This is a genomic window from Streptomyces sp. SID13726 (genome assembly GCF_010548375.1).
Lineage (GTDB): Bacteria > Actinomycetota > Actinomycetes > Streptomycetales > Streptomycetaceae > Streptomyces.
The window spans coordinates 20,264-45,992 of record NZ_JAAGLY010000004.1 but is presented as its reverse complement, the minus strand read 5'-3'; the positions used below and the strand labels follow the sequence as shown (position 1 = coordinate 45,992).

Below are 25,729 nucleotides of genomic sequence, written 5' to 3'. Positions count from 1 at the left end.
GTGGAAAACTCCCGCGACGGCCCCGCTCCGCCTGTGGAAAACCCGCCGAAGCGGTGCGCACGGCCATGTGGATATGTGCCGCTCCGGCCCGCACGCCTTGGGGAAAACCCTTCCGTCCGGCCCTCTGACGCCCGCCGGCCGTCATCGGTCCCCCGAGCGGACTACCCTCGGAGCCCATGAGCGACAGGCACATCAGTCAGCACTTCGAGACTCTCGCGATCCACGCGGGCAACACCGCGGACCCCCTCACCGGTGCGGTGGTCCCCCCGATCTACCAGGTCTCGACCTACAAGCAGGACGGCGTCGGCGGCCTGCGCGGCGGTTACGAGTACAGCCGCAGCGCCAACCCGACCCGCACCGCCCTGGAGGAGAACCTCGCCGCCCTCGAAGGCGGCCGCCGGGGCCTCGCGTTCGCGTCCGGACTGGCGGCCGAGGACTGCCTGCTGCGTACGCTGCTCAGCCCCGGCGACCATGTGGTCATCCCCAACGACGCGTACGGCGGCACCTTCCGGCTGTTCGCGAAGGTCGTCGCCCGGTGGGGCGTCGAGTGGTCGGTCGCCGACACCAGCGACCCGGCCGCCGTACGGGCCGCGATCACCCCGAAGACCAAGGCCGTGTGGGTGGAGACCCCCTCCAACCCGCTGCTCGGCATCACCGACATCGCCGCCGTCGCCCAGGTCTCCCGGGACGCCGGCGCGAAGCTCGTCGTCGACAACACCTTCGCCACGCCCTACCTCCAGCAGCCGCTGTCGCTCGGCGCCGACGTCGTCGTCCACTCGCTGACCAAGTACATGGGCGGGCACTCCGACGTCGTGGGCGGCGCCCTGGTCACCGCCGACGAGGCGCTCGGCGAGGAACTGGCGTACCACCAGAACGCGATGGGCGCGGTCGCCGGGCCCTTCGACTCCTGGCTGGTGCTGCGCGGCGCCAAGACGCTGTCGGTGCGCATGGACCGGCACAGCGAGAACGCCACCAAGGTCGCCGACATGCTGACCCGGCACGCGCGCGTGACGAAGGTGCTCTACCCGGGTCTGGAGGAGCACCCCGGCCACGAGGTCGCCGCCAAGCAGATGCGGTCCTTCGGCGGCATGGTCTCCTTCCGCGTGGAGGGCGGCGAGGAGGCGGCCGTGGAGGTCTGCAACCGCGCCAAGATCTTCACGCTGGGCGAGTCCCTCGGCGGTGTCGAGTCGCTGATCGAGCACCCCGGCCGGATGACGCACGCGTCCGTGGCGGGCTCGGCGCTCGAGGTCCCCGGTGACCTCGTCCGCCTGTCCGTGGGCATCGAGAACGTCGACGACCTGCTGGAGGACCTCCAGCAGGCGCTGGCCAAGTAGGACCGGCCGGGCTCACCAGCCCGTCAGGGGTGGGGTCGTCTCCGAGGGCGGCTCCACCCAGGGGCGTGCCGTCAGCGCCCACACCACGAAGGCCACGCTCGCGGCGAACAGCAGCAGCCACATGATCCGGCGGGCCGCCGTCCGGCGCCGCAGCATGCGCGAGCCGCGCCGCACCACGTCGCCGTAGAGCTCGGGTGGCACCTGGGGCGTGGCGCCCTCCATGACCTGCCGTACGGCGGCCTCCCGCTGCGCCCGATTCATCCGCGCCTCCCGGATCCGGGCGACTCGGCCACGAGCCGACCCGCCTCGCCGCACCGCCCCATGACGGGGCCCGTCCCGCCCATGACGGGGCCGGTCCCCCTCACGACGCCGCCACCTTCGCCCCCACCACCGCCGGTGCGGGCCCCCGCGGCGGATGCAGCAGGGTCGCCGTCGCCCGGTCGCAGATGGTGTGGACGCGTTCCGTGGGCAGGCCCAGGAGAGCCGCCGCCTGCTCCTCGGCGACCCCCTCGTACAGGCGCAGCACCAGGATCAGACGCTCCTGCGGGGCGAGCCGGGCCAGCGGCCCGACGGGGTGCTGGCGGCCGGGGAGGAGGCCGTGGCGGCGCCAGGCCCCGTGCGCGAAACGCAGCGCCAGATACTGCCGGGCACGGTCGTAGGGGTCCTCACCGCGCAGCCGGTCCCAGCACGCGTACGTGTGGGCGAGCGAGAGCGTCAGCAGGCGCCGCGCGCGGGGGTTGTCGTCCGGCGCCTCCGCCGTCAGCAGTGTCGCGGCGTGCAGCAGTCGCCCCGCCGCTCCCGCGACGAACGCCTCGAACTCCCGGGCGCGACGCGTGCCCTGGGACGCCTGTCGTTGCCGCACCGCACCTCCCCGTCTGCGGATGGCCGTACGACGGCTTCGTACGACCGCGAGGACCCGGTCTCATATGAGGCCCGGCACGGCCGTCCGGTCAAGAGGCGGGGCGGCACACGCGTGTGGACCGTGCTACGAGGACTGCACTGCAAGGACTGCACTGCAAGGACTGCACTACAAGGACCGCGCTACGAGGACTGCGCCTCCGGGCCCGGTACGCCCTGTACCGCCATCCGGGAGGAGAGCGCGGTGTTGAAGCGTGTGAGGAGCGTACAGAAGGCCTCGCGCTCCTCGGGCGCCCAGTCGTCCGTCAGCTCGGCCATCAACTGACGCCTGGAGGAACGCACTTCCTCCAGACGGGCCTGCCCGCGCGGGGACAGCTGGAGCACCACCGCGCGCCCGTCCTCGGGGTGCGAGGTCCGCTTGACCAGTCCGGTGTCGACGAGCGGCGCCACCTGCCGGGTGACGGTCGACGAGTCGATCCCCATGCTCGCCGCGAGCGCCTTGACGCCCATCGGGCCTTCCTTGTCCAGCCGGTTGAGCAGCAGGTACGCGGCGCGGTCCATGGAGTTGCGCACCTGCCCCACCCCGCCGAGCCGGGTCTGTTCGGCACGACGGGCGAAGACCGCCACCTCGTGCTGGAGCGTGTCGAGAAGACCGGTGTCACCGACGGTCGTCATGTCCATCGACATTTCTGGTGTTGTGGGCATGGCCGGGGGCTCACTTCATGAAGGGCTGCAAGGTTGGGGGACAGGGTACGCGGCCGGAAGGCGAGCCGTACCAGCGCTGCGCAAACCCGTCTCGGACGTTGGTCACAGCGCGAGCGCGCGCGTGTGAACTGCGAGACTTGAGTCATGAACTACCGCAAGGCCCGCCCCGTGCCGCCGGTGACGCTCGACGACGTGCGCGGCGCGCAGAAGATGCTGACGGGCGTGGCGCGGGTGACGGCGATGGAGGGCAGCCGCCATCTCACCCACCTGGTGGGCGCGCCGGTGCACTTCAAGTGCGAGAACCTCCAGCGGACCGGGTCGTTCAAACTCCGCGGCGCCTACGTGCGGATCGCCGGACTGCTCCCCGAGGAGCGGGCCGCGGGCGTGGTCGCCGCTAGCGCCGGCAACCACGCGCAGGGCGTCGCGCTGGCGTCCACCCTGCTCGGCGTGCGCTCCACGGTGTTCATGCCCAAGGGCGCCCCGCTGCCGAAGATCAGCGCCACCCGGGAGTACGGCGCCGAGGTGCGCCTGCACGGCCAGGTGGTCGACGAGACGCTGGCCGCCGCCCAGGAGTACGCGGCCGAGACGGGCGCGGTGTTCATCCACCCCTTCGACCACCCGGACGTCATCGCCGGCCAGGGCACGGTGGGCCTGGAGATCCTGGACCAGTGCCCCGAGGTGCGCACGGTCGTCCTCGGCATCGGCGGCGGCGGACTCGCGGCCGGGGTCGCCATCGCGGTGAAGGCGCTGCGGCCCGACGTGCGGATCATCGGCGTCCAGGCGGCGGGCGCCGCCGCGTACCCGCCCTCGCTGGCGGCCGGGCGCCCGGTGTCGGTCGACAACCCCGTGACGATGGCCGACGGCATGAAGGTCGGGCGGCCGGGCGACGTGCCGTTCGCGATCGTGGAGGAACTCGTCGACGAGGTCCGCACGGTCTCGGAGGACGAGCTGTCCGCCGCCCTGCTGCTCTGCCTGGAGCGGGCCAAGCTGGTCGTCGAACCGGCCGGGGCGAGCCCGGTCGCGGCTCTGCTGAGCGACCCCGGCTCCTTCGAGGGACCGGTGGTCGCGCTGCTCTCCGGCGGCAACGTCGACCCGGTGCTGCTCCAGCGGGTGCTGCGCCACGGCATGGCCGCGCAGGGCCGCTACCTGGCCGTCCGGCTCCGGCTGACGGACCGCCCGGGCGCCCTCGCGACGCTTCTCGGGGTGTTGTCAGTGGTCGACGCTAATGTCCTGGACGTGAGCCACGTCCGGACCGATCCACGGCTCGGGCTCGCGGAGGCGGAGGTCGAGCTGCACCTGGAGACGAAGGGCCCGGAGCACTGTGCCGAGGTCGGCCGCGCCCTGCGCGAGGCGGGTTACACGGTCATCGACTGAGGTCGGGACCCGGTTCGGAACTCAGGCGTCACTCGTTCGGGTAAGTCCGTTGAGAGACGCGATACATCGCGTTATGGTGTGTCGCATGCCGATCCCCGCTCCGCCCTTCGCCGGGCGGAGGAAATCGCACAAACCTAGGCTTTCCAGAGAATCCCCGACGACGTGGAGACTTATATGCCAGGCGCCATCTATGCCGAAGGTCTGGTCAAGACCTTCGGTGACGTACGAGCTCTGGACGGCGTCGACCTCGACGTCCCGGAGGGCACCGTCCTGGGCCTCCTCGGACCGAACGGCGCGGGCAAGACGACAGCCGTCCGCTGTCTGACGACCCTCCTGCGCCCCGACAGCGGCAGGGCCGTGGTCGCCGGACTCGACGTGCTCAAGCAGCCCGACGAGGTACGGCGCTCCATCGGACTGTCCGGCCAGTTCGCGGCGGTCGACGAATACCTCACCGGCCGCGAGAACCTCCAGATGGTCGGACAGCTCTACCAGATGAAGGCCCAGGCGGCGAAGGCCCGCGCGGCCGAGCTGCTGGAGCAGTTCGACCTCGTGGACGCGGCCGACCGCCCCACCAAGACCTACTCCGGCGGTATGCGCCGCCGCCTCGACCTCGCGGCCGCCCTCGTGGTCTCACCGCCCGTGATGTTCATGGACGAACCGACCACCGGCCTCGACCCCCGCAACCGGCAGCTGCTGTGGGAGGTCATCAAGCGGCTGGTCTCGGGCGGCACCACCCTCCTCTTGACCACCCAGTACTTGGAGGAGGCCGACCACCTCGCCCATGACATCGCCGTCGTCGACCACGGCCATGTCATCGCCCAGGGCACCTCCGACCAGCTCAAGGCCCGCACCGGCGGCGAGCGCGTCGAGGTCGTGGTGCACGAGCGCGCTCACATCCAGGCCGCCTCCGAGGTGCTGCGCGGCTTCGGCAAGGGCGACACCACCGTCGAGGACCACATGCGCAAGCTCACCGTGCCCGTCACCGGTGGCGCCAAGCTCCTCGCCGAGGTCATCCGCGAACTCGACAGCCGCGGCATCGAGATCGACGACATCGGCCTGCGCCGCCCCACCCTCGACGACGTCTTCCTGTCCCTGACAGGTCACGCGGCCGAGGTCAAGGACGAGGAGAGCGACAAGGAGACCACCAAGTGAGCAGCGTGAACGACTCCCTGGTCATCGCCCGCCGGAACCTGATCAGGATGACCCGGATCCCCGAGATGATCCTGTTCGGCCTGGTCCAGCCCATCATGTTCGTGGTGCTGTTCACATACGTCTTCGGCGGCTCGATGAAGATCGGCGACAGCACCGACCCGGACGTCTACAAGAACTTCCTGATGGCGGGCATCTTCGCGCAGACCGTCACGTTCGCCACCGCGGGCGCCGGCGCGGGCATCGCCGACGACATGCACAAGGGGCTCATCGACCGGTTCCGGTCGCTGCCGATGGCGCGCGGCGCGGTGCTGACCGGCCGTACCGTCGCCGACCTCGTGCAGACGGCCCTGACGCTCCTGGTCCTCGCCCTGGTCGCACTGCTCGTGGGCTGGCGCCCCGGCTCCGTGGACTCGACCAACATCGGCAAGATCCTGGGCGGCTTCGGCCTGCTGCTCCTGCTCGGATACGCCTTCACCTGGATCGGCGCGCTGATCGGCCTGTCCGTGCGCACCCCGGAGGCGGCCACCTCGGGAGGACTGATCTGGCTGTTCCCGGTGACGTTCATCTCGAACGCCTTCGTGGACACCGGCCAGATGACGCCCTGGCTGCGGCATGTCGCCGAGTGGAACCCGTTCAGCGCGACCGTCCAGGCCTCCCGCAAGCTCTTCGGCGACCCCGGTCTGTCCGAGTCCGGCGCCTGGCCCATGCAGCACCCGGTCTGGGCCTCGCTGATCTACTCGGTCCTGATCATCGTCGTCTTCCGCACCCTCGCGGTCCGCAAGTACCGCTCGGCCACCGCATGACGAGACCCCCGGCGCCACGAGGGCGCCGGGGGTCCGGCAAGGGCGAAGGGGTCGGCCGGGGTCAGCCGCTGTAGGCCTCGGCCTTGAGGATGGTGACGGAGGCCTTCCTGCCGTTCGGCAGTTCGTACTCCGCGTCCTCGCCGACCTTGTGTCCGATCACGCCGGAGCCCAGCGGGGACTGCGGCGAGTAGGTCTCGACGTCCGCGCTCGCGTATTCGCGCGAGGCGAGCAGGAAGGTCATGGTGTCGTCCTTGTCGCCGTCGAAGGCGATCGTCACGACCATGCCCGGCGCCACCGCGCCGTCCGCCGATGCCGGAGCCTCGCCGACCTTGGCCTTCTCCAGGAGCTGGGTCAGCTGGCGGATGCGGAGCTCCTGCTTGCCCTGCTCTTCCTTGGCCGCGTGGTACCCGCCGTTCTCGCGCAGGTCGCCCTCCTCGCGCGCGGCCGCGATCTTCGCGGTCACTTCCTCGCGCGCGGGACCAGACAGGTACGCCAGCTCTTCCTTGAGCTTGGTGTACGCCTCCTGCGTAAGCCAGGTGACGTCTTCGCTGGTCTGGGTCACAGGTGCTCCTCGTAGGTACTGGGAATACAAAGCATCGCCCTACCCAGAAGAATGTTCCTTCAGGGGTGGGCGAAACCACGAGCCTAACAATTCAGCGGCCGAAGGGGGAGGACATAAGCCATCAGAAAAACGTCGGCGCAGGTCAGCCGCCGGGTATCGAGGGTGATGTCAGTCGGCGTGACAGCCGAGCAGCTCGGCCGTGGTGCCCGGGGCCGTCGTACGGAGGGTGACGAGCCGGTCGATGCGGGTGGAGTCCCCGTCGAAGCGGAAGTCGGCCCGGCCGACCTCGGCGCCGTCCGCGGCCTGGGAGCGGACCGTGCAGTACCCGGAGGTGCCGGAGTCCTTGCGGACCTCCAGATGCACCTCGACCACGGACTTCTTCGCGTCGAAGGCGATCACCTCGCCGCTGATCTTGTTCTGGCCCACGTAGTGATAGGCGAAGTAGCCGATCAGCACCACCACGAGGGCGCCGAGCACGGCACCGGCGATCTTGAGCTTGTGGTCGGCGCGCTCGTCCGAGGAGCGGCCGTAGCGGCCCTCGGGCAGTCGTGTGCTCGCCGTACTCATGATCGTCTCCCTGGGAAACCAGGCCGTGGAATTAATCGCCCCCCGATTCGGTCACTATAGAAGCCGCCGTTCGCGCCCGAAGACACCGGGGGCGCCGACTTACGAGGATTGAGTCTTGACTGACCAGCTGCGACTGATGGCCGTGCACGCCCACCCCGACGACGAGTCGAGCAAGGGCGCGGCCACCATGGCGAAGTACGTGTCCGAGGGGGTGGACGTGCTGGTCGTGACCTGCACGGGCGGGGAGCGCGGATCCATCCTCAATCCGAAGCTTCAGGGCGACAAGTACATCGAGGAGCACATCCACGAGGTACGCAAGAAGGAGATGGACGAGGCCCGCGAGATCCTCGGCGTCAAGCAGGAGTGGCTCGGCTTCGTCGACTCGGGCCTGCCCGAGGGCGACCCGCTGCCGCCGCTGCCCGAGGGCTGCTTCGCACTCGAGGACGTCGACAAGGCGGCCGGCGAGCTGGTGAAGCAGATCCGCTCCTTCCGTCCGCAGGTGATCACCACCTACGACGAGAACGGCGGCTACCCGCACCCCGACCACATCATGACCCACAAGATCTCGATGGTGGCCTTCGAGGGCGCGGCCGACACCGAGAAGTACCCGGAGTCGGAGTACGGCCCGGCGTACCAGCCGCAGAAGCTCTACTACAACCAGGGCTTCAACCGTCCGCGCACCGAGGCGCTGCACCACGCCCTGATCGCGCGGGGCCTGGACTCGCCGTACGGGGACTGGCTCAAGCGCTGGGACGACTCGCCGATCAGCGACCGCACCCTGACCACGCATGTTCCGTGCGCCGACTTCTACGAGATCCGCGACAAGGCCCTGATCGCGCACGCCACCCAGATCGACCCCGACGGCGGCTGGTTCAAGGTCCCGCTGGACCTCCAGAAGGAGGTCTGGCCGACGGAGGAGTACGAGCTGGCGAAGTCGCTCGTCGATACCTCCCTCCCCGAGGACGACCTCTTCGCGGGCGTCCGGGACAATGCCTGACATGAGCGCAAGCGCAAGCCTGGCAATGACGCACTTCGTGACCTTCGCCAAGGAGGTCGACGAGGACAAGGTCACCCCCGGCGTCCTCGGCTTCATCGTCTTCGCGGCGATGGCCCTGGCGGTGTGGGTCCTGATGAAGTCCATGAGCAAGCACATGGGCAAGGTCGACTTCAAGGAGACCCCGGACGAGGACACCTCCGCCAAGGAGACCGCGGAGACCTCCTCGGGCACGGCGTCGTCCGCCAAGGGCTGACCCAGAGGCACCCCGAGGGCTGATCCACGGCTGCACCAGGGCCCGTAGCGGCCCCGGAGGCCGGAACCGGTGGCCCGGTCGAGTCGCGAGTGCGTCGCGCCGACCGGGCCGCGGGTGACGTATGCCGTGCCGGGGTGCCCCGGCCCCCGCCCCTCAGCGCCCCGGCCCCCGCACCTCAGTGCGCCGGCGTCACCCCCACCCCCATCACCTCCCGGGCATGCCGGTTGGGCACCATTCCCAGGCGCCATGCCTGCCAGCCGGTGTCCAGGTCCACCCCGCGTTCCAGGAGCAGCCCGTACGCGGTCACGTAGTCGTCGAGTTTCTCGTCGCGTGTGTCGTGGTGGCGGTCGGCCAGCTGGGTGAGTTCCTCCTGGGCCACGGCCGAGCCGATCTCCACGCCGCCCGGGGCCGCGTAGGGCAGGAGGGTGCAGCGGAGGAAGCGGGCCCAGTCCTCGCCGCGGCGGTCGGTGTACGAGGTGAAGAGGGTGATCGCCTCGTCGCAGAGGGTCAGGGCCTGGGGGGTGCGGCCGTTGCCCGCGTCGACCACGGCCAGTTCGAGGCAGGTCCAGGCCTCGCCGTGGGCGACGCCGATGCGCTGGAAGTCGGCGCGGGCGTCGACCAGCAGCTGTCTGGCGAAGCCGGAGTTGCGCAACGAGCCGGTCTGGGCGGCGCGCTGGTCACGGGTGACGCGGGCCGAGTGGTGGCGGGCGCAGGCCAGGCCGTAGACGTCGCGCATCCGGGAGAACATCGTGCGGGAGCGCTCCAGTTCGCGCACCGCGAGATCGAGGTTGCCGGTCTCCTCCAGGGACTGGCCCAGGTAGTAGACCGTCCACGCCTCGCCGCGCGCGTCCTCGTTGTCGCGGTGCCGGGACGCCGCCTGGCGCAGTCCGTCGACCGCCGCCGACGGGTCGCCCGCCACCAGCCGGGCCCGGGCCAGCTGCGTCAGCGCCCACGCCTCGCCGCGGGCGTCGCGGGTACGGCCGTACAGATCGAGGGCCGTGCGCAGTTCGGTCTCCGCGCGCGGTACGTCGCCCATGCGCAGGCCGAGTTGGCCGAGCTGGAAGTGGGCCCACGCCTCGCCGTGCACGGATTCGCCGGCGCGGTGCAGGACCAGGGAGCGGGTCAGCAGGTCCAGCGACTCCGCCACGCGGCCGCGGTCGCGTTCCACCGCAGCCAGGGCGTGCATCGTCCAGGCGCGGTCCGTGGCCAGCTCGGGCGGCGCCTGGAGGTCCAGGGCCTCCTGGAGCTTCGCCGCCGCCTCGGTCAGCTGGCCCTGGTGGTGCAGGGTGATGCCGAGGGAGCACAGCGCCCTTGCCGCGCCCGCGTCGTGATGGGCCTCCATGTACAGGTCGACCACCGAGGTCAGCGTCGTGCGCGCCTTGTCCAGCTCGCCCAGCTGGCGGGCCGCTATACCCGTACGCCACTGCACCGAACGCACCAGCAGGCCCTGGTCCACGGCCTGCGCCAACTCGCTGATCTCGCCCAGCCGGTAGAGGTCGCCGCGCAGCAGGCAGTAGTCGCACAGCGCGCCCAGGAGGTTCAGGACCGCCCCCTGGTTCACGCCCTCCGCGTGTCTGAGCGCCGCCGTGATGAAGCTCGACTCGTCGTCCAGCCAGCGCAGCGCCTCGTCGAGGGAGGTGAAGCCGTGCGGGCTGAAACGGTCCGAGCGGGTCGACATGTTGCCGTCGACCAGCCGCAGCACCGAGTCGGCGAGATCGGCGTAGTTCACGATGAGACGTTCCTGCGCGGCCGTGCGCTCGGCGGGCTCCTCCTCGTCCAGCAGCCTGGCCTGGGCGAACGCGCGGACCACGTCATGGACGCGGTACCGGCTGCCGCGGACGTGGTCGATCAGGCCCGCGCGGGCCAGCGCCTCCAGATGCCGGGTCGCCTCCGTCTCGTCCGTGGCCAGCAGCGCGGCCGCCGCGGCGGCGCCGAGCGAGGCCCGGCCGGCCAGCGCGAGCCGGCGCAGGAGTCTGCGGGCCGGCTCCGACTGGTCGGTGTAACGCAGCCACAGGACCCGCTCGACGGGCTCGACCGGGCCGTACGCCCCCAGATCCGTGGCCAGTTGGCGCGGCGAGCGCGGGCCGAGGGCGGAGCCCGCGATACGCAGGGCCAGCGGCAGGCCGCCGCACAACTCCCTGATGAGGTCGGTGGATTGGGCGTCGTACGGGCCGGTGCCCGACTGGGCGGCCGCGTCCAGGAGTTCCTCCGCGCCCGCCGCGTCCATGGTCTCGACCGGCAGTTCGTACACCCGGGCGGCCAGCTCCGACGGCAGGCCGAGCGGGCCGCGCGCGGTCACCAGGACCAGGCTGTCGGAGCGCTCGGGGACCAGGGTGCGGACCTGCTCGGCGTCCGAGGCGTCGTCCAGCACGATGGTCACGGACACACCGGTCAGATGCTGCTGATACAGCTCGCTCAGCCGCTTGACCTGCTGGTCCGGCGACGAACGCTCACGGAACAGCAGCTGCTCGCGCGGGGCGCCGAGCCGGTTCAGCAGATGCAGCAGCGCGTCCCGGGTGGTCAGCGGGGACTCCTCCGGGCTGTCGCCGCGCAGATCCACCACGCACGCGCCGCGGAAGTAGTCCTTGAGGTCGTGCGCCGCGCGTACGGCGAGTGCCGTACGGCCGCTGCCGGGCGGTCCGTGCAGCACGACCACCGTGGGCCGGGTGTCCGTGGTCGCCCGCGAGGCCTGCACCCACTGCCGGATGCGCCCCATCTCCGCCCGCCGGTCCGCGAACTCGCCGACCGGTTCCGGTAGTTGACCGAACGACTGCTCCAGCACACTCCGCCCGCGAGCCGCCGCGCTCTTGTCCGTGCCGCGCAGCCGGGGCCCCGGCTTCTTCGGCCCGGTGGACGCGCTCAGCACCCGCTGCTGGTCGAGGAAGGGCCGGATGCCCCGTACCTCCAGGGCGGTCAGCCACTGGAGCCGGAGCTGCTCGGGGCCGCCCGGCTGGGTGATCGCCCCCGCCCGGTGATGCGCGGCCGGCAGATGCGACCCGGCGACCTTCACCACCGTCGCCGCCGCGCCCACGACCCCCACGACCACGCCCGCGCCCAGCGCGGTGCCGGTGTCGGTGCCGAGCGCCAGGTCGGCGACGGCGGCAGCGACCGCGGCGACCGCCGCCACCAGCAGGGGAGTTCCGGACGCCTCCTTCGAGTACCGCTGTCCGAAGGTGAGTTGACCGGCCTGCGCCTCGTCCAGCGCGTGCGTGTAGCTCTCGTACTCCTCTGCCGCGGTCTGCGCCATCGCGTCCAGCGACCCACGCGCCCGCGACAGCAGCACACCCCCGTCGGTACGCCCGCCCGAACGCCGTACCTCTTCCTCCACGGCCCGCACCAACAGCCGTTCGGCTTCCGCCCGATGGCTGTCCCGCATGTCACTTCCCCCTCCGGCGGCAACGGCTTTCTTGGTCAAGTGTGCGGGTGACGGGGCATCGGGGCGAGGGGGCGCGGTCGGAACGTCGTCGTGGAGGGCCGGTGAACCAGGGTCGTGGGGCGCCTGGCGCCTGATCGGCGGGGTACTGCGGCAGGATGGACCCCATGCCGAACCGACTGGCCCACGAGACGTCCCCCTACCTCCTCCAGCACGCGGACAACCCCGTCGACTGGTGGCCCTGGTCGGCCGAGGCTTTCGAGGAGGCCCGGAAGGCGAACAAACCGCTGCTGCTGAGCGTCGGGTACTCCAGCTGCCACTGGTGCCACGTCATGGCCCACGAGTCCTTCGAGGACCAGGCCACCGCGGACTTCCTGAACGAGCACTTCGTCAGTGTCAAGGTCGACCGTGAGGAGCGGCCCGATGTCGACGCGGTGTACATGGAGGCCGTGCAGGCCGCCACCGGGCAGGGCGGCTGGCCCATGACCGTGTTTCTCACCCCGGACACCGAGCCCTTCTACTTCGGCACCTACTTCCCGCCCGCGCCCCGCCAGGGCATGCCGTCCTTCCGCCAGGTCCTGGAGGGCGTGAGCAGTGCCTGGACCGACCGGCGGGACGAGGTCGCCGAGGTCGCCGGGAAGATCGTGCGGGACCTCGCCGGACGGGAGATCTCCTACGGCGACTCGCAGGCACCCGGCGAGGAGCAGCTCGGCGCGGCCCTGCTCGGTCTGACCAGGGAGTACGACGCCCAGCGCGGCGGATTCGGCGGGGCACCGAAGTTCCCGCCGTCCATGGTGGTCGAGTTCCTGCTGCGGCACCACGCCCGCACCGGCGCCGAGGGCGCGCTCCAGATGGCCCAGGACACCTGTGAGCGGATGGCCCGCGGCGGCATCCACGACCAGCTCGGCGGCGGCTTCGCCCGCTACTCCGTCGACCGCGACTGGGTCGTGCCGCACTTCGAGAAGATGCTGTACGACAACGCCCTGCTGTGCCGCGTCTACGCCCACCTGTGGCGGACCACCGGCTCCGACCTCGCCCGGCGCGTCGCGCTCGACACCGCCGACTTCATGGTGCGTGAACTGCGCACCGTCGAGGGCGGGTTCGCCTCCGCGCTCGACGCCGACAGCGACGACGGAACCGGTGAGCACGTCGAGGGCGCCTACTACGTGTGGACCCCGGCGCAGTTGCGCGAGGTCCTCGGCGAGCAGGACGCCGACCTCGCCGCCCGGTACTTCGGCGTCACCGAGGAGGGCACCTTCGAGCACGGGCAGTCCGTCCTCCAACTCCCGCAGCAGGAAACGGTGTTCGACGCCGAGAAGGTCGAGTCCGTCCGGCGGCGGCTGCTCGACGCGCGGGCTGAGCGGCCCGCCCCCGGCCGGGACGACAAGGTCGTCGCCGCCTGGAACGGGCTCGCCATCGCCGCGCTCGCCGAGACCGGCGCGTACTTCGACCGGCCGGACCTGGTCGAGGCCGCCGTATCGGCCGGTGACCTTCTCGTACGGCTGCACATGGACGAGCAGGCCCGGCTGTCCCGTACCAGCAAGGACGGCCAAGTCGGCGCCAACGCCGGGGTGCTGGAGGACTACGCCGATGTCGCCGAGGGGTTCCTCGCGCTCGCGTCGGTGACCGGGGAGGGGGTCTGGCTCGACTTCGCCGGGTTCCTGCTCGACCATGTGCTGAGCCGGTTCACGGGGGAGGACGGGGCGCTGTTCGACACCGCGGCGGACGCGGAGCGGTTGATCCGGCGGCCACAGGATCCCACCGACAACGCGGTGCCCTCCGGGTGGACGGCGGCTGCGGGGGCGTTGCTGTCGTACGCCGCGCAGACGGGTGCCGAGCCGCATCGGGCCGCCGCGGAGAAGGCACTGGGGGTGGTGAAGGCGCTCGGGCCCCGGGTGCCGCGGTTCATCGGATGGGGGCTCGCGGTGGCCGAGGCGTTCCTGGACGGGCCGCGGGAGGTCGCCGTCGTGGGGTCCTCTCCGGCCGACCCCGCGGCAAGGGCCCTGCACCGTACGGCACTTCTGGGGAACGCGCCGGGGGCGGTCGTAGCCTTCGGGACTCCCGGCAGTGACGAACTGCCCTTGCTCGCCGACCGGGTGCTCGTCGACGGCGAACCCACCGCGTACGTCTGCCGGCACTTCACGTGTGACGCGCCGACCACTGACGCGGACGCGTTGCGGGTGGCCTTGGGGGGCTGAGCGGTGGCCTCCTTGAGGGCCCCTTGAGCTCCCCGGCCTCGGTGCGCCGGCCTCAGCCCTTCTTGATGGGCAGACCGTGCTCGATGACCGTGAGCGCGCGGTCGAGGAGGTCGGAGAGGTCGTCCTGGAAGTCGTTCTCGGCCCAGTACAGGGAGATCTCCGCGAGGCCGCCGATCAAGCACTTCGTGTAGACCCGGACCTCCAGGTCGTCCTCGGGCCGGCCGGTGCGCTCGGCGACGGCCTCGGCGAGCATCCGGCCGGTGACCGACATGCTCTCCAGCATCCGGGAGCGCACGGCCGGGACCTGGACCATGAGGTGGGAGCGGAGCCGGGTGGCCTCCCCGTCCTCCGCGAGCCCGACCTCGATGGCCTTGCGCATCACGTACCGCAGCGACTCCATCCAGGGTTCGCCCACCGGCCGGTCGCGCAGTTCCGCCACCAGGATCGGGTCGTACTCGTCGGTGAGGACGATGTCCTCCTTGGTGGGGAAGTAGCGGAAGACCGTGGACGGCGACACCTCGGCACGCTCGGCGATCTGCTCGACCGTGGTGGCGTCGTAGCCCTGTTCCTTGATGAGGGCGTACGTCGCGTCGCGGATCGCGATACGGGTCTTGATCTTCTTCCGCTCGCGAAGTCCCAGTTGGGGGCTGTCGGAGAGAGGGAAGGAGCGTGCCGGTGTCATGGGAGTCATTGTCGGGCATCGGCCTCCTCGGCAGCCATGTCCGGGGCTGTGGAGGTCTCGGCGGGGCGCGGTGTGGACGGCAGGAAGGCCGCGGCGAGCAGTGCGGCGACCAGGGCCGCGATCCCGCAGACCAGCAGGACCACGCCCATGCCGTGGACGTACGCGCTGTTCGCCGAGGCCAGCAGATCGGCCGAGCCGGTGCGCTCGGCGACCAGGTGAGCGGCGACCACGGACTCCCCGGCGGTGTCGGCGGCCCTGGCGGGCAGCCCGGTGACGTCGAGGCGGTCCCGGAAGGTACTGGAGAGCAGGCTGCCGAGCAGGGCGATGCCGATCGCGCCGCCGACCTGACGCATGGTCATCAGCAGGCCGGAGCCGCTGCCCGCGCGGTCGCGGGGCAGGGCGCTGAGGCCGCCGTTCATGGCGGGGATGAGCGAGAGGCCGAAGCCGAAGCCGGTGAGGGAGAGCCACAGCGCGACGAATCCATAGCCGGAGTCCATGGTCGTACGGCTGCCCAGGAGCCCGGCGAAGGCCAGCACCACCAGGCCGGCGCTCACCGTGGCGCGGGCGCCGAAGCGGGCGACGACCTTCGGGGCGAGGCGGGAGGCGACGAGCAGTCCGCCCATCATCGGCAGCAGGCGGACGCCGGTGCCGAGGGCGTCGTGGCCGAGGACCGCCTGGAGGAAGGGCGGCAGCACGAAGAGCAGGCCGGAGAGGATGAAGTTCACCAGGGTCGCGGCGACGGTGTTGAACAGGAAGCCGCGGTGGGCGAGCAGGGTCATGTCGAGCATGGGGCGCCGCACCCGGCGTTCACGCACCACCAGAGCGGCGATCAGGGCGAGGGACGCGGCCAGCATGCCCAGGACCAGGGGGTCGCCCCAGCCGCGGGTGGGTGCCTCGATGATCGCGTAGACCAGGGCGCCGAGGCCGGTCACGGTGAGCGCGGTGGAGAGGGCGTCGACCCGGGGCGAGGCGGGGTCGCGGGTCTCCGGGAGGAGGAAGACGCAGGCGGCGATGCCGATCGCGGCCATCGGGACGTTGACCAGGAAGACCGAGCCCCACCAGAAGTGGTTCAGCAGCCAGCCGCCGATGATCGGGCCGAGCGGCAGGCCGAGCGCGGAGGCGGCGGAGACGATGCCGACGGCCTTGGTGCGCTCGTCGGGGGCGAAGAGCGTGGGCAGCACGGAGAGCGCGAGCGGGGTGACGAGGGCGCCGCCGACGCCCATCGCCGCGCGGGCGGCGATCACCGCGTTCACGTCGCCGGCGAGGGCGCCGACCAGGGAGCCGGCCAGGAAGATCACGAGGCCGGTGATCAGCATCCGGCGCCGCCCGAAGCGGTCGCCGAGCAGGCCCGCCGGGAGCATCAGGGCCGCGAAGACGACGACGTAGGCGTCCGCCATCCACTGCTGTGCGCCGGTGCCGGCGTCGAGGTCGGCGGCCATCGTCGGCAGCGCCACATTGAGGATCGTCAGGTCGAAGCCCAGCGTCAGCATGCTCGCGACGAGGGCTCCGAGGGCCCACCAGCGGCGGGGATCTGGAGTGAGAGTGTCCATGAAATGAGAGTAGCTCTCAAAAGGTAGAGAGTGTCAATCCAAGGAGGCATGCAAAAAGGGCCACGGCTCGGTGCCGTGGCCCTGGAAGAGTCCGGGGAGGGGTTACGCGTGCTGGTACGCCACCAGCGAGATGCCGACGTAGTGGACGACGAACGCGGCGAGGGTGAACGAGTGGAAGACCTCGTGGAAGCCGAAGTAGCGCGGTGACGGGTTCGGCCGCTTGATGCCGTAGATCACCCCGCCCGCGCTGTAGAGCAGGCCGCCGACGATGACCAGGACCAGGACCGCGATGCCGCCCGTGCGCATGAAGTCCGGAAGGAAGAAGACGGCCGCCCAGCCCATCGCGATGTAGCACGGGGTGTAGAGCCAGCGCGGGGCCCCGACCCAGAAGACCCGGAAGATGATGCCGGCCAGCGCGGCGCCCCAGATGCCCCACAGCAGCCACTGCCCCTTGGCGCCCGGCAGGAGCAGCATCGTCAGCGGGGTGTAGGTGCCCGCGATGATCAGGAAGATGTTGGCGTGATCCAGCCGTCGCAGGACGCCGTCCATGCGCGGGCTCCAGTTGCCCCGGTGGTACAGCGCGCTGACACCGAAGAGCAGACAGGCCGTCAGGGCGAAGATCCCGCAGGCGATACGGCCTCTGGTGGAGTCGGCGAGGGCGGTGAGGACCAGCCCTGAGACGAGGACGGCCGGAAACATACCGAGATGCAGCCAGCCGCGCAGCTTGGGCTTGATCGGCTCCGCGAGCTGCTGGGCGTGCTGCTTGATCTGGTGCGGCAGAGAGGGCGCTTCGGCGTCGTGGGCGGGCGGCGTCATGCCCGGCATCGTACCTACGGAACCGTAAGTTACGCGTGAGTGCGGGATGAGGAACGGCCAAGAGTGGCCATCATCTCACGGGAGTTGACCAGTAAAGAGTCGGTCAGCCGAACTCTACGTGCACGCAAATAAACGCGCTGTGCACAAAGAGAGCGTGGCGATCCTCACTCCGCTCACCTGTGATGCCCTCTGGACAGATGGGCGCTACGGTCGGATGATCAAATGAGTGCGGTCGGCACCGGATGAGCGCCAAGGTCACCACCGAGAAGCATCCGGGTCGCAGCCCCCACGGGGCCTCCAACAAAAAATCCCTCATCTAGGAGCAATCGTGGCGCGCGACATCGCGGCTCCCCTGGTCATCCCCACCCAGCACAAGGAACTGATCTCGTGGGTGAACGAGATCGCAGAACTGACCCAGCCGGACAGCGTGGTCTGGTGCGACGGATCCGAAGCCGAGTACGAGCGCCTGTGCGAGGAGCTCGTCGCGAAGGGCACGTTCCGCAAGCTCGACCCGATCAAGCGCCCCAACTCCTACTACGCGGCCTCCGACCCGACCGACGTCGCGCGCGTCGAGGACCGGACCTTCATCTGCTCCGAGAAGGAGGAGGACGCGGGACCGACGAACCACTGGAAGGCCCCGGGGGAGATGCGGGAGATCTTCGCGGGGGAGAAGGGCCTGTTCCGCGGCTCCATGCGCGGCCGCACCCTGTACGTCGTGCCGTTCTGCATGGGGCCGCTCGGCTCGCCGCTGTCCGCGATCGGCGTCGAGATCACCGACTCCGCGTACGTCGCCGTCTCCATGCGCACGATGACCCGCATGGGACAGCCCGTCCTGGACGAGCTCGGCTCCGAGGGCTTCTTCGTCAAGGCCGTCCACACCCTGGGCGCCCCGCTGGCCGACGGAGAGGCCGACGTGCCGTGGCCCTGCAACTCCACCAAGTACATCTCGCACTTCCCCGAGGACCGCGAGATCTGGTCCTACGGCTCCGGCTACGGCGGCAACGCCCTGCTCGGCAAGAAGTGCTACGCCCTGCGCATCGCCTCCGTGATGGCCCGTGACGAGGGCTGGCTCGCCGAGCACATGCTCATCCTCAAGCTCACCCCGCCGCAGGGCGAGTCCAAGTACGTCGCCGCCGCGTTCCCCTCCGCCTGCGGCAAGACCAACCTCGCCATGCTGGAGCCCACGATCTCCGGCTGGACCGTCGAGACCATCGGCGACGACATCGCCTGGATGCGGTTCGGCGAGGACGGCCGTCTCTACGCCATCAACCCCGAGGCCGGCTTCTTCGGCGTCGCGCCCGGCACCGGTGAGCACACCAACGCCAACGCGATGAAGACGCTGTGGGGCAACTCCGTCTTCACCAACGTGGCGCTGACCGACGACAACGACATCTGGTGGGAGGGGATGACGGAGGAGACCCCGGCCCACCTCACCGACTGGAAGGGCAACGACTGGACGCCGTCGTCGGACGTCCCGGCCGCCCACCCCAACGCCCGCTTCACCACCCCCGCCGCGCAGTGCCCGATCATCGCGCCCGAGTGGGAGGACCCGCGCGGTGTGCCGATCTCGGCGATCCTCTTCGGCGGGCGCCGCGCCTCGGCGGTGCCGCTGGTGACCGAGTCCTTCGACTGGAACCACGGCGTCTTCCTCGGCGCGAACGTCGCCAGCGAGAAGACCGCGGCGGCCGAGGGCAAGGTCGGTGAGCTGCGCCGCGACCCCTTCGCCATGCTGCCGTTCTGCGACTACAACATGGGCGACTACATGGGGCACTGGGTCGACGTCGCCAAGGGCAAGGACCAGGCGAAACTCCCGAAGATCTACTACGTCAACTGGTTCCGCAAGAACGACGCGGGCAAGTTCGTGTGGCCCGGGTTCGGTGAGAACAGCCGCGTCCTGAAGTGGATCGTGGAGCGGCTGGACGGCAAGGCGGAGGGTGTGGAGACGGCGATCGGCGTCCTGCCGACGGCTGCCGCGCTGGACACGGCCGGGCTGGAACTGGCCGACTCCGACCTGGAGTTCCTGCTGACGGTGGACAAGGAGGTCTGGCGGGAGGAGGCGGCTCTGGTGCCGGATCACCTGAACACGTTTGGGGAGCACACGCCGAAGGAGCTGTGGGACGAGTACCGGGCGCTGGTGCAGCGGCTGGGGTGACGTTCGTTCCGCTACGGCGAGGCCGCGCACAATGAGGTGTGTGGTTCTGGGCCCGCCACCTTGTTCCCGTCCGCCCCGACGGGGAGGGGGTGGTGGGCCTTCGCCGCCCCTGGGTCACTGACCTGACCGTTCCTCCAAGTAGCGGGTGTGGGTCTCCTGTCGCCTGGCCTCTGTGTCCCTCAGGCCCTTCGCCAGGTGCTCGGCGTCCTTCTTCATGAGGCTCAGCTGCTGTTCCAGGTGGAGTTCGGGGGACTCCGTGCCCGGGGTCATCCTTGTCCACCAGCGTGTTCGGGCGAAGCTGTCCACTGCCTCCGGTAGATCTCTGCGGACGATACGGGACAGGGCGTGCACACCCTCCGGGTCCTGCGCCAGCAGCTCCGTGCTCCAGCCCCGGTCCAGCAACGCCGAGAGCAGTTCGGTGAGTTCGCGCAGGCGGGCCGCCGCCGTGACGGACAGGTCGATGTCCGTGAGGTAGGTCTGTAGTTTCTCGAAGTCGGTGCGGACCTCGTCCAGTTGGGCCGACGGGTCAGGAAAGGCCGGTGGGGCGGGGCGTTCCGGTGGGGCGATCAGGGCGCCGGCGCCGTAGAGGCCGGCCACGACCACCGGCCAGTACGGGCCCGCCACTCCGGTGAAGGTGAGCACCAGGCCGACCAGGCCGCACGCGCTGCCCGTGATGTTCTTCCGGGACTCGAGGTACTTACTGATAGCCACGGATCTCCTCGAAGGCGCCGTCCAGTGAGCCCTTCTGGGCGTCGAAGAGGCGGCCGCCGGTCAGGTCGGCGATGTGGGCCAGCTCCGAGCGGTCGGAGTCGCCGAAGAGGATGGGGAAGACGGGGATGTCCTGGGCGTCCCGGCCGAGCCGGGAGTAGAAGGCGTCGAAGTCCTTCGCCTTCGCGCCGGCCGTGTTCTCACCGTCCGTCATCAGCACGATCGAGGTGAACGTGTCGCGGTCGGTGCCGAGATGGTCGTACGCCTTCTCCAGCGAGGTGTAGATCGCGGTGTCGCCGTCGGCGGAGAGCGCCGAGGTGTCCTCGCGGATCGCTTTCAGGCCGGTCTGCGGGTCCGCCGGGTCGACGACGTGGGTGCGTACGTCCTTCACCTCCGAGCCGAACGGCATCAGCGTGACCTCCTCGCGGTCGCGGAAGTCGCCGGTCAGGTCGGTGAGGGCCGTCTTGAGGCGGCTCAGGCGGTCGCCGTCCATCGAGCCCGAGGTGTCCAGGACGTACACGGTCCGGGAGGGGCGGCGCAGTTCGTTCTCGTAGGAGTCGAGCAGGCCGTCGGCCACCGATCGGGTGCCGGGGAAGGGGAGTTCGCGGCGCCGGGTCGTGTCGAGGCCGGCGGCCGGCCGGACCGAGGTGACGACCGGGCGGCGGTGCGTGCGCTCGGTGATCAGCCGCTGGATCTTCTCGGTGCGCAGGTCCTCCGCCACCCGGCGGACGTCCTCGCGGGTCTGTGCGCTCGTCGACTTGAGCGAGGTGACCGGGTAGTCGGCGGTGATCACTCCGTCGCGGGGGCGGATCACGGTCAGGCCCGGGATGCCCTTGAGGACGGACTCGTAGTTGAGCAGCGCGTCGACGTCACCGCGCCGGTCGTAGGCCGCGGCCAGCCAGCCCGAGGAACCCGAGGTGAGCTTCTGCCCCTTGAAGAACTCCTTCAGCCGGGGCGTGGCCTTGGTGACGTCCGCGTCGGTGAGCGCCGACTGGGCGCCGGAGAGCGCGGAGGCCACCGAGACCAGCGTGGAGAAGCCGGAGTTGGAACGGGCCGGGTCGGTCATGCCGTACGTCAGCCTGCCGTCCTGGACGGCCTGTTCGACCTGGGACCAGGTGACGTCGGCGGGCTTCCAGCCGAGCGCCTCGACGGTCGCCGGCTTCACGCCGATCGCGACCGGGCTGGACATGACGGGTGTCTCGGAGACCACCTTGCTCGCCGCGTCGGGGCGCAGCCGGAGGTAGTCGTTCGAGGACAGCCACAGGGCGTCGTACCGGCCGTCGGTCTTCCCCTTCGCCAGCATTTCCACGGCGTCCAGGGTGCCGATGGGGTTCAGTTCGACCTTGACGCCGGTGTCCTTCTCGACCTGTTCGAGGACCGGGGCCATGTCGCTCAGCTCGCTGGAGGCGAGCACGCGGAGGGTGCCGGGCTCGGCGGGGCCGGGGACGCCGGGCGTCGGGATGTCGGCCCCCGGCTCGCCCTGTGCGGTGCAGGCGGTGAGCAGGCCGAGGGCGGCCAGGCAGGTGACCAGCGCGCGTCTCATCCGAGGCCCCCCTCCAGCGCGCCGCGCGACCGGCTGCGCTCCAAGTAGACGCTCGCGCCCTGGAGTTCGGTGGTCAGTGACTCCACGGTCGCCGCCATCGCCTCGGTCGCCTGGACCTTGTAGGTGTCGATCGCGTCGAGGGTCCGGTAGATCTGCTGGAACGCGGAGCGCAGGGTCTCGGCGCCGACCGCCGGGTCGGCGGCGATGCGCTGGATCTCCCCGCTCTGGGTCGACAGCATCTCGGCGTTGCCCCGGATCAGGTCCTCGGTCGTCCCGCGCAACGCGTTGACCTGCTCGATGACCTTTTTCTGGTTGTCGAGCGCGGAGGCCAGCATCACGGAGATCCGCAGGGCCGAGACGGTCGTCGTGGCCGCCCGGTCGACGCCCTTGATCAGCTCGTCGTTGTTGCGGCGTACGACGTCCATGGCGAGGTAGCCCTGTGCGCAGACGGCGAGCTGGGTCAGCAGGTCCTGGTGCTTCTGCCGGACCGGGAAGAGCACGTCGGCACGGAGACCGTCGGCCTCCTGGGGGTCGGGGACGCCCGCGATGTGCTGCTCGACGGCCGTGTCCAGGGCCTCCGTGAGCACGACGTACTCCTGGAGCTTGCCCATGGTCTCCCACAGCCGTACCCGCTCGGTCTGCAACGAGGCGTTGTCCCGGCGCAGTTCGTCCTGGCCGCCGCGCAGCGAGCCCACGATCCTGTTCAACGTGCCCTGTGCGGAGGCGTACTTGGCGACGTGGTCGCGCAGCTTGTTGCCGCCGGGAAGTCTGGAGAGGAACTTGCGGCCCTTGGCGGCCGGCAGGTCCCGCGGGTCCAGGTCCTCGACCACCCGACGCAGTTCGACGAGCGAACCGGCCACCTGGGACTGGGCGTCACCGCCCTTCGAGGGCAGGCTGCGGACCGTCCGCTCCAGCATCCGGTTGGACTGCGCGGCGGCGCTGCGCATCTCGCCGGCGCCGAGCGCGGTGATCTCGCCGACCTTGCCGGCGAACTCGGGGGAGCGGGCGTCGAGCGCCGCGAGCCCCTCGACGTAGGCGGAGGCCTTCTCGGCCATGCCGGTGCGGACCGAGTCGTCGACGGGGACCAGCCCGCCGGCCTTCTCCCGGGGCACGGCGGCCACGGGCTCGGGCGGTGTCAGGACGAAGGTGTCCTCGGTGTTGTCGCTCATGTGCGCTGTCCCCCCTTATCCGCGCGCCCGTCGCGCCAGCTCGTGCAGCACCTTGGAGGTGGGCACGGGCGCCTGGCGGACGCCGGTCAGTTCCTGCTTGAGATAGGTGCCGGCCGACGCGAACTCGGTGGCCTCGCCCTGCGGCCGGAACCCGTGCCGCACCTCCAGCTTCCGCAACTGCGGGTCGGTGGAGAGGAGTTCGGCGAGGGCCGTGCCGTTGTCGGTCAGCGGTACGACGGTGTGGTCGCTGTTGACCGTGGTGTCCGGGTAGAGCACGACCAGGTCGTCGGGCCGCTGTCCGTCCGCGAGAAGCGCGGCGACCTGGGACTCGTAGACCAGGACGAGCGGATTGCCGGCGCCGCTGACGAAGTCCCGGAACGCCGCGTCCGTGCTGGACTGCTGGGCGCCCTGCACGCTGACGAGCTTGTGCAGCAGGGGAGTTGCCTTCTCGACCTCGGCGTCGCTCGCGACGACCTTGCCGCCGTTGGCCACGTAGGAGGTGGCGGCGAGGTAGAGAGCGCCGGAGTTGGAGGTCTCCGGGTCGGTGCTGGAGAGGTAGAGGGTGCCGGTCAACTCCCCGTACTTGGCGGCGCCCTTGAGCTGCTGCCAGGTGCGGTCGTCGCGGGCCGCGGCCACATAGGCGGCCATCTTCAGCGTGCCGCGGTGTTCCGCGTCCAGGGTGGCCAGGCCGTTGCTCGCCAGGACCTCGGCGGCGCTCTTGTGCGCCACGACGACGAGGGGCGAGTAGAAGGGGCGGGGGAGGGTCCCCCGTACCTTGTACTTCGCGGCGAGCTCGGTGGCCGGTGCCTGGCTGGACGGGAAGGCGAAGTCGTACCCGCCCAGGTCCAGCCCTTCCATGGCCCAGGACCCGGAGGTCTCGGCCTTCACGGTCCAGCCCTTGGCGGCGAGGGCCTTCACCACGTCGGGATCGGCGAAGAACTCGGCCTTCTCCGACCCGATCACACCCCGCACGGTCTTCGTTGCCGTGCCCTTGTCCTCATCGCTGCGCCCCGCCACGACAGCCGCCACCACGCCGCCGATCAGCAGAACCGCGAGGACGATTCCTGCGATTCGTCTCACGCCGGGGAGCGTGCTCGCGGAACGGTAAGTTCCTGGGCGAACTGGGTGAACGGGAGGTGTAGTGCCGGTCCCGGATCGAAACGACCGCTCTTGTTAAGGGGCGGGCCGTATCAGTGGGCGGCGAGTTCGCGCGGCTCGGCCAGCGCGGCGGCGTGCGCGTCCATCCGCTCCGCCGCCAGGATCGCCGATGCGGTGTCCGCCCGGGACGCCGCCACGAGCAGTGCTCGGCCCGCCACCGCGTGGGCGTGCCGGTGCAGGTCGGTCACCTCGGAGCTCGCGATCAGGGTCGCGCGGACCGGAGCCCCTCCGCCCCGCAGCAGGGTCACCTGCCCGGCGAGCCGCTCGGCCGCGGTGTCCAGGTCGGCGGACGGTGCCAGTGCGCGCAGCTCGTCGGTGACGGCGAGCAGTGCGGCGAGATGGCCCGCGAGCTGGATGTCCAGCTCTTCCTCACGTGACCGGTGGGGGAAGTCGGAGGTGGTGCCGGCCATCGTGCTGTGGACCGACTTGGTACGGATCGGCTCGTACATGGGATGGCCTCCTGTGCTGTCAGGAAACCATCCTAGCTTAGATTCTGTCTAAAGTTGGCTATAGCCATCGAGGAAGTTCGAGATCCGCCCCACCGCGTCCCGCAGATCCCCGACCGTCGGCAGGGTCACCACCCGGAAGTGATCGGGCTCGGGCCAGTTGAAGCCGGAACCCTGGACGACCATGATCTTCTCCTGCCGGAGCAGGTCCAGGACCATCCGCCGGTCGTCCTTGATCTTGAACACCTTGGGGTCGAGCCGCGGGAAGAGATACAGCGCCCCCTTCGGCTTCACGCAGCTCACCCCGGGGATCTGGGTCAGCAGCTCGTACGCCACGTCCCGCTGCTCGACGAGCCGCCCTCCCGGCAGTACGAGATCCTTGATCGACTGGCGTCCGCTGAGCGCGGCGACCACTCCGTGCTGCCCCGGCATGTTCGCGCACAGGCGCATGTTGGCCAGGATGGTCAGACCCTCGATGTAGGAGTCGGCGTGCGCGCGGGGGCCGGAGATCGACATCCAGCCGACCCGGTAGCCGGCGACCCGGTACGCCTTCGACATGCCGTTGAAGGTGAGGGTGAGGAGATCCGGGGCGATCGACGCCGTCGGGGTGTGCGTGGCGCCGTCGTAGAGGATCTTGTCGTAGATCTCGTCCGAGCAGACCAGCAGGTTGTGCCGGCGGGCGATGTCGGTCAGCCCCTTCAGCATCGCCTCGTCGTACACCGCGCCCGTGGGGTTGTTGGGGTTGATGATGACGATCGCCTTGGTGCGGTCGGTGACCTTGCGCTCGACGTCCGCGAGGTCGGGCATCCAGTCCGCCTGCTCGTCGCAGCGGTAGTGCACGGCCGTACCGCCGGACAGCGACACGGCGGCCGTCCACAGCGGGTAGTCGGGCGCCGGAACGAGGACCTCGTCGCCGTCGTCGAGCAGGCCCTGCATGGCCATCACGATCAGCTCGGAGACGCCGTTGCCGATGAAGACGTGCTCGACGTCGGTCTCGATGCCGATGGTCTGGTTGTGCATCACGACCGCCCGGCGCGCGGCGAGCAGTCCCTTCGCGTCGCCGTAGCCGTGGGCCGTCGACACGTTCCGGAGGACGTCCTCCAGGATCTCGGGCGGCGCCTCGAACCCGAACGCGGCCGGGTTCCCGGTGTTCAGCTTCAGGATGCGGTGCCCTGCCGCCTCCAGGCGCATCGCCTCCTCGAGAACCGGTCCCCGGATCTCGTAACAGACATTGGCGAGCTTGGTCGACTGGATCACCTGCATGTCTGGGAGCTTACGGCCCGGTAACGCGGCCCGGCTGGTGTTTTCCGCCACTTGAGACAGCGCGGC

Annotated in this window: 23 protein-coding genes; 8 read left to right on the top strand and 15 right to left on the bottom strand. The window is 70.4% G+C overall.

The annotated features are described in order from the left end of the window. The first annotated feature begins 176 nt into the window (after positions 1-176). A complete protein-coding gene (locus G3I78_RS11480) occupies positions 177-1,334 on the top strand; it encodes a cystathionine gamma-synthase (protein WP_164423198.1) in 1,158 nt (385 codons plus the stop codon). 12 nt (positions 1,335-1,346) lie between these two features. Here the strand turns inward: G3I78_RS11480 and G3I78_RS11475 are convergent, their stop codons facing one another. The 3 genes from G3I78_RS11475 to G3I78_RS11465 all read right to left on the bottom strand — a co-directional run bounded on the left by G3I78_RS11475 (position 1,347) and on the right by G3I78_RS11465 (position 2,879). Further along, positions 1,347-1,595: a hypothetical protein gene (locus G3I78_RS11475; protein ID WP_164423196.1), complete on the bottom strand. Its 249-nt coding sequence runs from the start codon at positions 1,593-1,595 to the stop codon at positions 1,347-1,349. A gap of 100 nt (positions 1,596-1,695) precedes the next feature. After that, on the bottom strand, positions 1,696-2,196 hold the full coding sequence (locus tag G3I78_RS11470; RefSeq protein WP_164423194.1) for a sigma factor-like helix-turn-helix DNA-binding protein: 501 nt from the start codon (positions 2,194-2,196) through the stop codon (positions 1,696-1,698). A gap of 179 nt (positions 2,197-2,375) precedes the next feature. Next, positions 2,376-2,879, bottom strand: coding sequence for a MarR family transcriptional regulator (locus G3I78_RS11465; RefSeq protein ID WP_203614845.1), 504 nt, complete (start codon positions 2,877-2,879; stop codon positions 2,376-2,378). 162 nt (positions 2,880-3,041) lie between these two features. On the opposite strand from G3I78_RS11465, the gene ilvA reads away from it, so the two are divergent. From ilvA to G3I78_RS11450, 3 genes are all read left to right on the top strand, one after another. After that, positions 3,042-4,271 (top strand): threonine ammonia-lyase, encoded by a 1,230-nt coding sequence (ilvA, locus tag G3I78_RS11460; protein ID WP_164423192.1) that lies wholly within the window; start codon positions 3,042-3,044, stop codon positions 4,269-4,271. 174 nt (positions 4,272-4,445) lie between these two features. Next, positions 4,446-5,423, top strand: a complete 978-nt coding sequence (locus G3I78_RS11455) for an ATP-binding cassette domain-containing protein (protein ID WP_164423190.1) — start codon at positions 4,446-4,448, stop codon at positions 5,421-5,423. Next, positions 5,420-6,226 (top strand): ABC transporter permease, encoded by an 807-nt coding sequence (locus tag G3I78_RS11450; RefSeq protein WP_164423188.1) that lies wholly within the window; start codon positions 5,420-5,422, stop codon positions 6,224-6,226. The genes G3I78_RS11455 and G3I78_RS11450 overlap by 4 nt, the downstream gene beginning before the upstream one ends. 61 nt (positions 6,227-6,287) lie before the next feature. Here the strand turns inward: G3I78_RS11450 and greA are convergent, their stop codons facing one another. Continuing rightward, the gene (gene greA, locus G3I78_RS11445) at positions 6,288-6,788 is read right to left on the bottom strand and encodes a transcription elongation factor GreA (protein WP_164423186.1); all 501 of its coding nucleotides are present in this window, start codon (positions 6,786-6,788) and stop codon (positions 6,288-6,290) included. A gap of 168 nt (positions 6,789-6,956) precedes the next feature. Continuing rightward, positions 6,957-7,355, bottom strand: a complete 399-nt coding sequence (locus tag G3I78_RS11440) for a DUF4307 domain-containing protein (RefSeq protein WP_164423184.1) — start codon at positions 7,353-7,355, stop codon at positions 6,957-6,959. Between the two features lie 136 nt (positions 7,356-7,491). On the opposite strand from G3I78_RS11440, the gene mca reads away from it, so the two are divergent. Continuing rightward, the gene (gene mca, locus G3I78_RS11435) at positions 7,492-8,352 is read left to right on the top strand and encodes a mycothiol conjugate amidase Mca (RefSeq protein ID WP_164424124.1); all 861 of its coding nucleotides are present in this window, start codon (positions 7,492-7,494) and stop codon (positions 8,350-8,352) included. Beyond that, positions 8,345-8,605: a hypothetical protein gene (locus G3I78_RS11430; protein ID WP_164423182.1), complete on the top strand. Its 261-nt coding sequence runs from the start codon at positions 8,345-8,347 to the stop codon at positions 8,603-8,605. Before mca ends, G3I78_RS11430 begins: the two co-directional genes overlap by 8 nt. A gap of 175 nt (positions 8,606-8,780) precedes the next feature. Here G3I78_RS11430 and G3I78_RS11425 read toward each other — a convergent pair whose 3' ends face one another. Continuing rightward, a complete protein-coding gene (locus G3I78_RS11425; RefSeq protein WP_164423180.1) occupies positions 8,781-11,981 on the bottom strand; it encodes a tetratricopeptide repeat protein in 3,201 nt (1,066 codons plus the stop codon). Positions 11,982-12,145: 164 nt separating this feature from the next. On the opposite strand from G3I78_RS11425, the gene G3I78_RS11420 reads away from it, so the two are divergent. Next, entirely contained in the window at positions 12,146-14,176 is a 2,031-nt protein-coding gene (locus G3I78_RS11420) for a thioredoxin domain-containing protein (RefSeq protein ID WP_164423178.1), read from the top strand. A 52-nt stretch (positions 14,177-14,228) separates the two neighbouring features. Here the strand turns inward: G3I78_RS11420 and G3I78_RS11415 are convergent, their stop codons facing one another. From G3I78_RS11415 to G3I78_RS11405, 3 genes are all read right to left on the bottom strand, one after another. After that, positions 14,229-14,858 (bottom strand): TetR family transcriptional regulator, encoded by a 630-nt coding sequence (locus G3I78_RS11415; RefSeq protein ID WP_203614843.1) that lies wholly within the window; start codon positions 14,856-14,858, stop codon positions 14,229-14,231. 5 nt (positions 14,859-14,863) lie between these two features. Further along, positions 14,864-16,408 carry an MFS transporter gene (locus tag G3I78_RS11410; RefSeq protein ID WP_164423174.1) on the bottom strand — a complete coding sequence of 515 codons (1,545 nt, stop codon included), beginning with the start codon at positions 16,406-16,408 and terminating at the stop codon, positions 14,864-14,866. Positions 16,409-16,510: 102 nt separating this feature from the next. Further along, complete coding sequence (locus G3I78_RS11405; protein ID WP_164423172.1) at positions 16,511-17,224, bottom strand: hemolysin III family protein; 714 nt, start codon at positions 17,222-17,224, stop codon at positions 16,511-16,513. A 328-nt stretch (positions 17,225-17,552) separates the two neighbouring features. On the opposite strand from G3I78_RS11405, the gene G3I78_RS11400 reads away from it, so the two are divergent. Beyond that, entirely contained in the window at positions 17,553-19,376 is a 1,824-nt protein-coding gene (locus G3I78_RS11400; protein ID WP_164423170.1) for a phosphoenolpyruvate carboxykinase (GTP), read from the top strand. 114 nt (positions 19,377-19,490) lie between these two features. On the opposite strand, the gene G3I78_RS11395 is transcribed toward G3I78_RS11400, so the two are convergent. The 6 genes from G3I78_RS11395 to G3I78_RS11370 form a co-directional block, all read right to left on the bottom strand. Next, on the bottom strand, positions 19,491-20,087 hold the full coding sequence (locus tag G3I78_RS11395; RefSeq protein WP_164423168.1) for a hypothetical protein: 597 nt from the start codon (positions 20,085-20,087) through the stop codon (positions 19,491-19,493). Further along, a complete protein-coding gene (locus tag G3I78_RS11390) occupies positions 20,074-21,627 on the bottom strand; it encodes a VWA domain-containing protein (RefSeq protein ID WP_164423166.1) in 1,554 nt (517 codons plus the stop codon). The genes G3I78_RS11395 and G3I78_RS11390 overlap by 14 nt, the downstream gene beginning before the upstream one ends. After that, complete coding sequence (locus tag G3I78_RS11385) at positions 21,624-22,796, bottom strand: toxic anion resistance protein (protein ID WP_164423164.1); 1,173 nt, start codon at positions 22,794-22,796, stop codon at positions 21,624-21,626. The genes G3I78_RS11390 and G3I78_RS11385 overlap by 4 nt, the downstream gene beginning before the upstream one ends. A gap of 15 nt (positions 22,797-22,811) precedes the next feature. Beyond that, on the bottom strand, positions 22,812-23,876 hold the full coding sequence (locus G3I78_RS11380; RefSeq protein ID WP_164423162.1) for a hypothetical protein: 1,065 nt from the start codon (positions 23,874-23,876) through the stop codon (positions 22,812-22,814). Positions 23,877-23,986: 110 nt separating this feature from the next. After that, a complete protein-coding gene (locus G3I78_RS11375; RefSeq protein ID WP_164423160.1) occupies positions 23,987-24,403 on the bottom strand; it encodes a hypothetical protein in 417 nt (138 codons plus the stop codon). Between the two features lie 48 nt (positions 24,404-24,451). Beyond that, a complete protein-coding gene (locus G3I78_RS11370) occupies positions 24,452-25,663 on the bottom strand; it encodes a pyridoxal phosphate-dependent aminotransferase (protein WP_164423158.1) in 1,212 nt (403 codons plus the stop codon). Positions 25,664-25,729 lie beyond the last annotated feature (66 nt).

Excerpts from the sequence above, each read along its gene's own strand:
- G3I78_RS11480 (WP_164423198.1), top strand. The coding sequence starts at position 177 with ATGAGCGACAGGCACATCAGTCAGCACTTCGAGACTCTCGCGATCCAC.
- G3I78_RS11475 (WP_164423196.1), bottom strand. The coding sequence starts at position 1,595 with ATGAATCGGGCGCAGCGGGAGGCCGCCGTACGGCAGGTCATGGAGGGC.
- G3I78_RS11465 (WP_203614845.1), bottom strand. The coding sequence starts at position 2,879 with ATGTCGATGGACATGACGACCGTCGGTGACACCGGTCTTCTCGACACG.
- ilvA (WP_164423192.1), top strand. The coding sequence starts at position 3,042 with ATGAACTACCGCAAGGCCCGCCCCGTGCCGCCGGTGACGCTCGACGAC.
- G3I78_RS11455 (WP_164423190.1), top strand. The coding sequence starts at position 4,446 with ATGCCAGGCGCCATCTATGCCGAAGGTCTGGTCAAGACCTTCGGTGAC.
- G3I78_RS11440 (WP_164423184.1), bottom strand. The coding sequence starts at position 7,355 with ATGAGTACGGCGAGCACACGACTGCCCGAGGGCCGCTACGGCCGCTCC.
- mca (WP_164424124.1), top strand. The coding sequence starts at position 7,492 with ATGGCCGTGCACGCCCACCCCGACGACGAGTCGAGCAAGGGCGCGGCC.
- G3I78_RS11430 (WP_164423182.1), top strand. The coding sequence starts at position 8,345 with ATGCCTGACATGAGCGCAAGCGCAAGCCTGGCAATGACGCACTTCGTG.
- G3I78_RS11425 (WP_164423180.1), bottom strand. The coding sequence starts at position 11,981 with ATGCGGGACAGCCATCGGGCGGAAGCCGAACGGCTGTTGGTGCGGGCC.
- G3I78_RS11420 (WP_164423178.1), top strand. The coding sequence starts at position 12,146 with ATGCCGAACCGACTGGCCCACGAGACGTCCCCCTACCTCCTCCAGCAC.
- G3I78_RS11415 (WP_203614843.1), bottom strand. The coding sequence starts at position 14,858 with ATGACACCGGCACGCTCCTTCCCTCTCTCCGACAGCCCCCAACTGGGA.
- G3I78_RS11410 (WP_164423174.1), bottom strand. The coding sequence starts at position 16,408 with ATGGACACTCTCACTCCAGATCCCCGCCGCTGGTGGGCCCTCGGAGCC.
- G3I78_RS11405 (WP_164423172.1), bottom strand. The coding sequence starts at position 17,224 with ATGACGCCGCCCGCCCACGACGCCGAAGCGCCCTCTCTGCCGCACCAG.
- G3I78_RS11390 (WP_164423166.1), bottom strand. The coding sequence starts at position 21,627 with ATGAGACGCGCGCTGGTCACCTGCCTGGCCGCCCTCGGCCTGCTCACC.
- G3I78_RS11385 (WP_164423164.1), bottom strand. The coding sequence starts at position 22,796 with ATGAGCGACAACACCGAGGACACCTTCGTCCTGACACCGCCCGAGCCC.
- G3I78_RS11375 (WP_164423160.1), bottom strand. The coding sequence starts at position 24,403 with ATGTACGAGCCGATCCGTACCAAGTCGGTCCACAGCACGATGGCCGGC.
- G3I78_RS11370 (WP_164423158.1), bottom strand. The coding sequence starts at position 25,663 with ATGCAGGTGATCCAGTCGACCAAGCTCGCCAATGTCTGTTACGAGATC.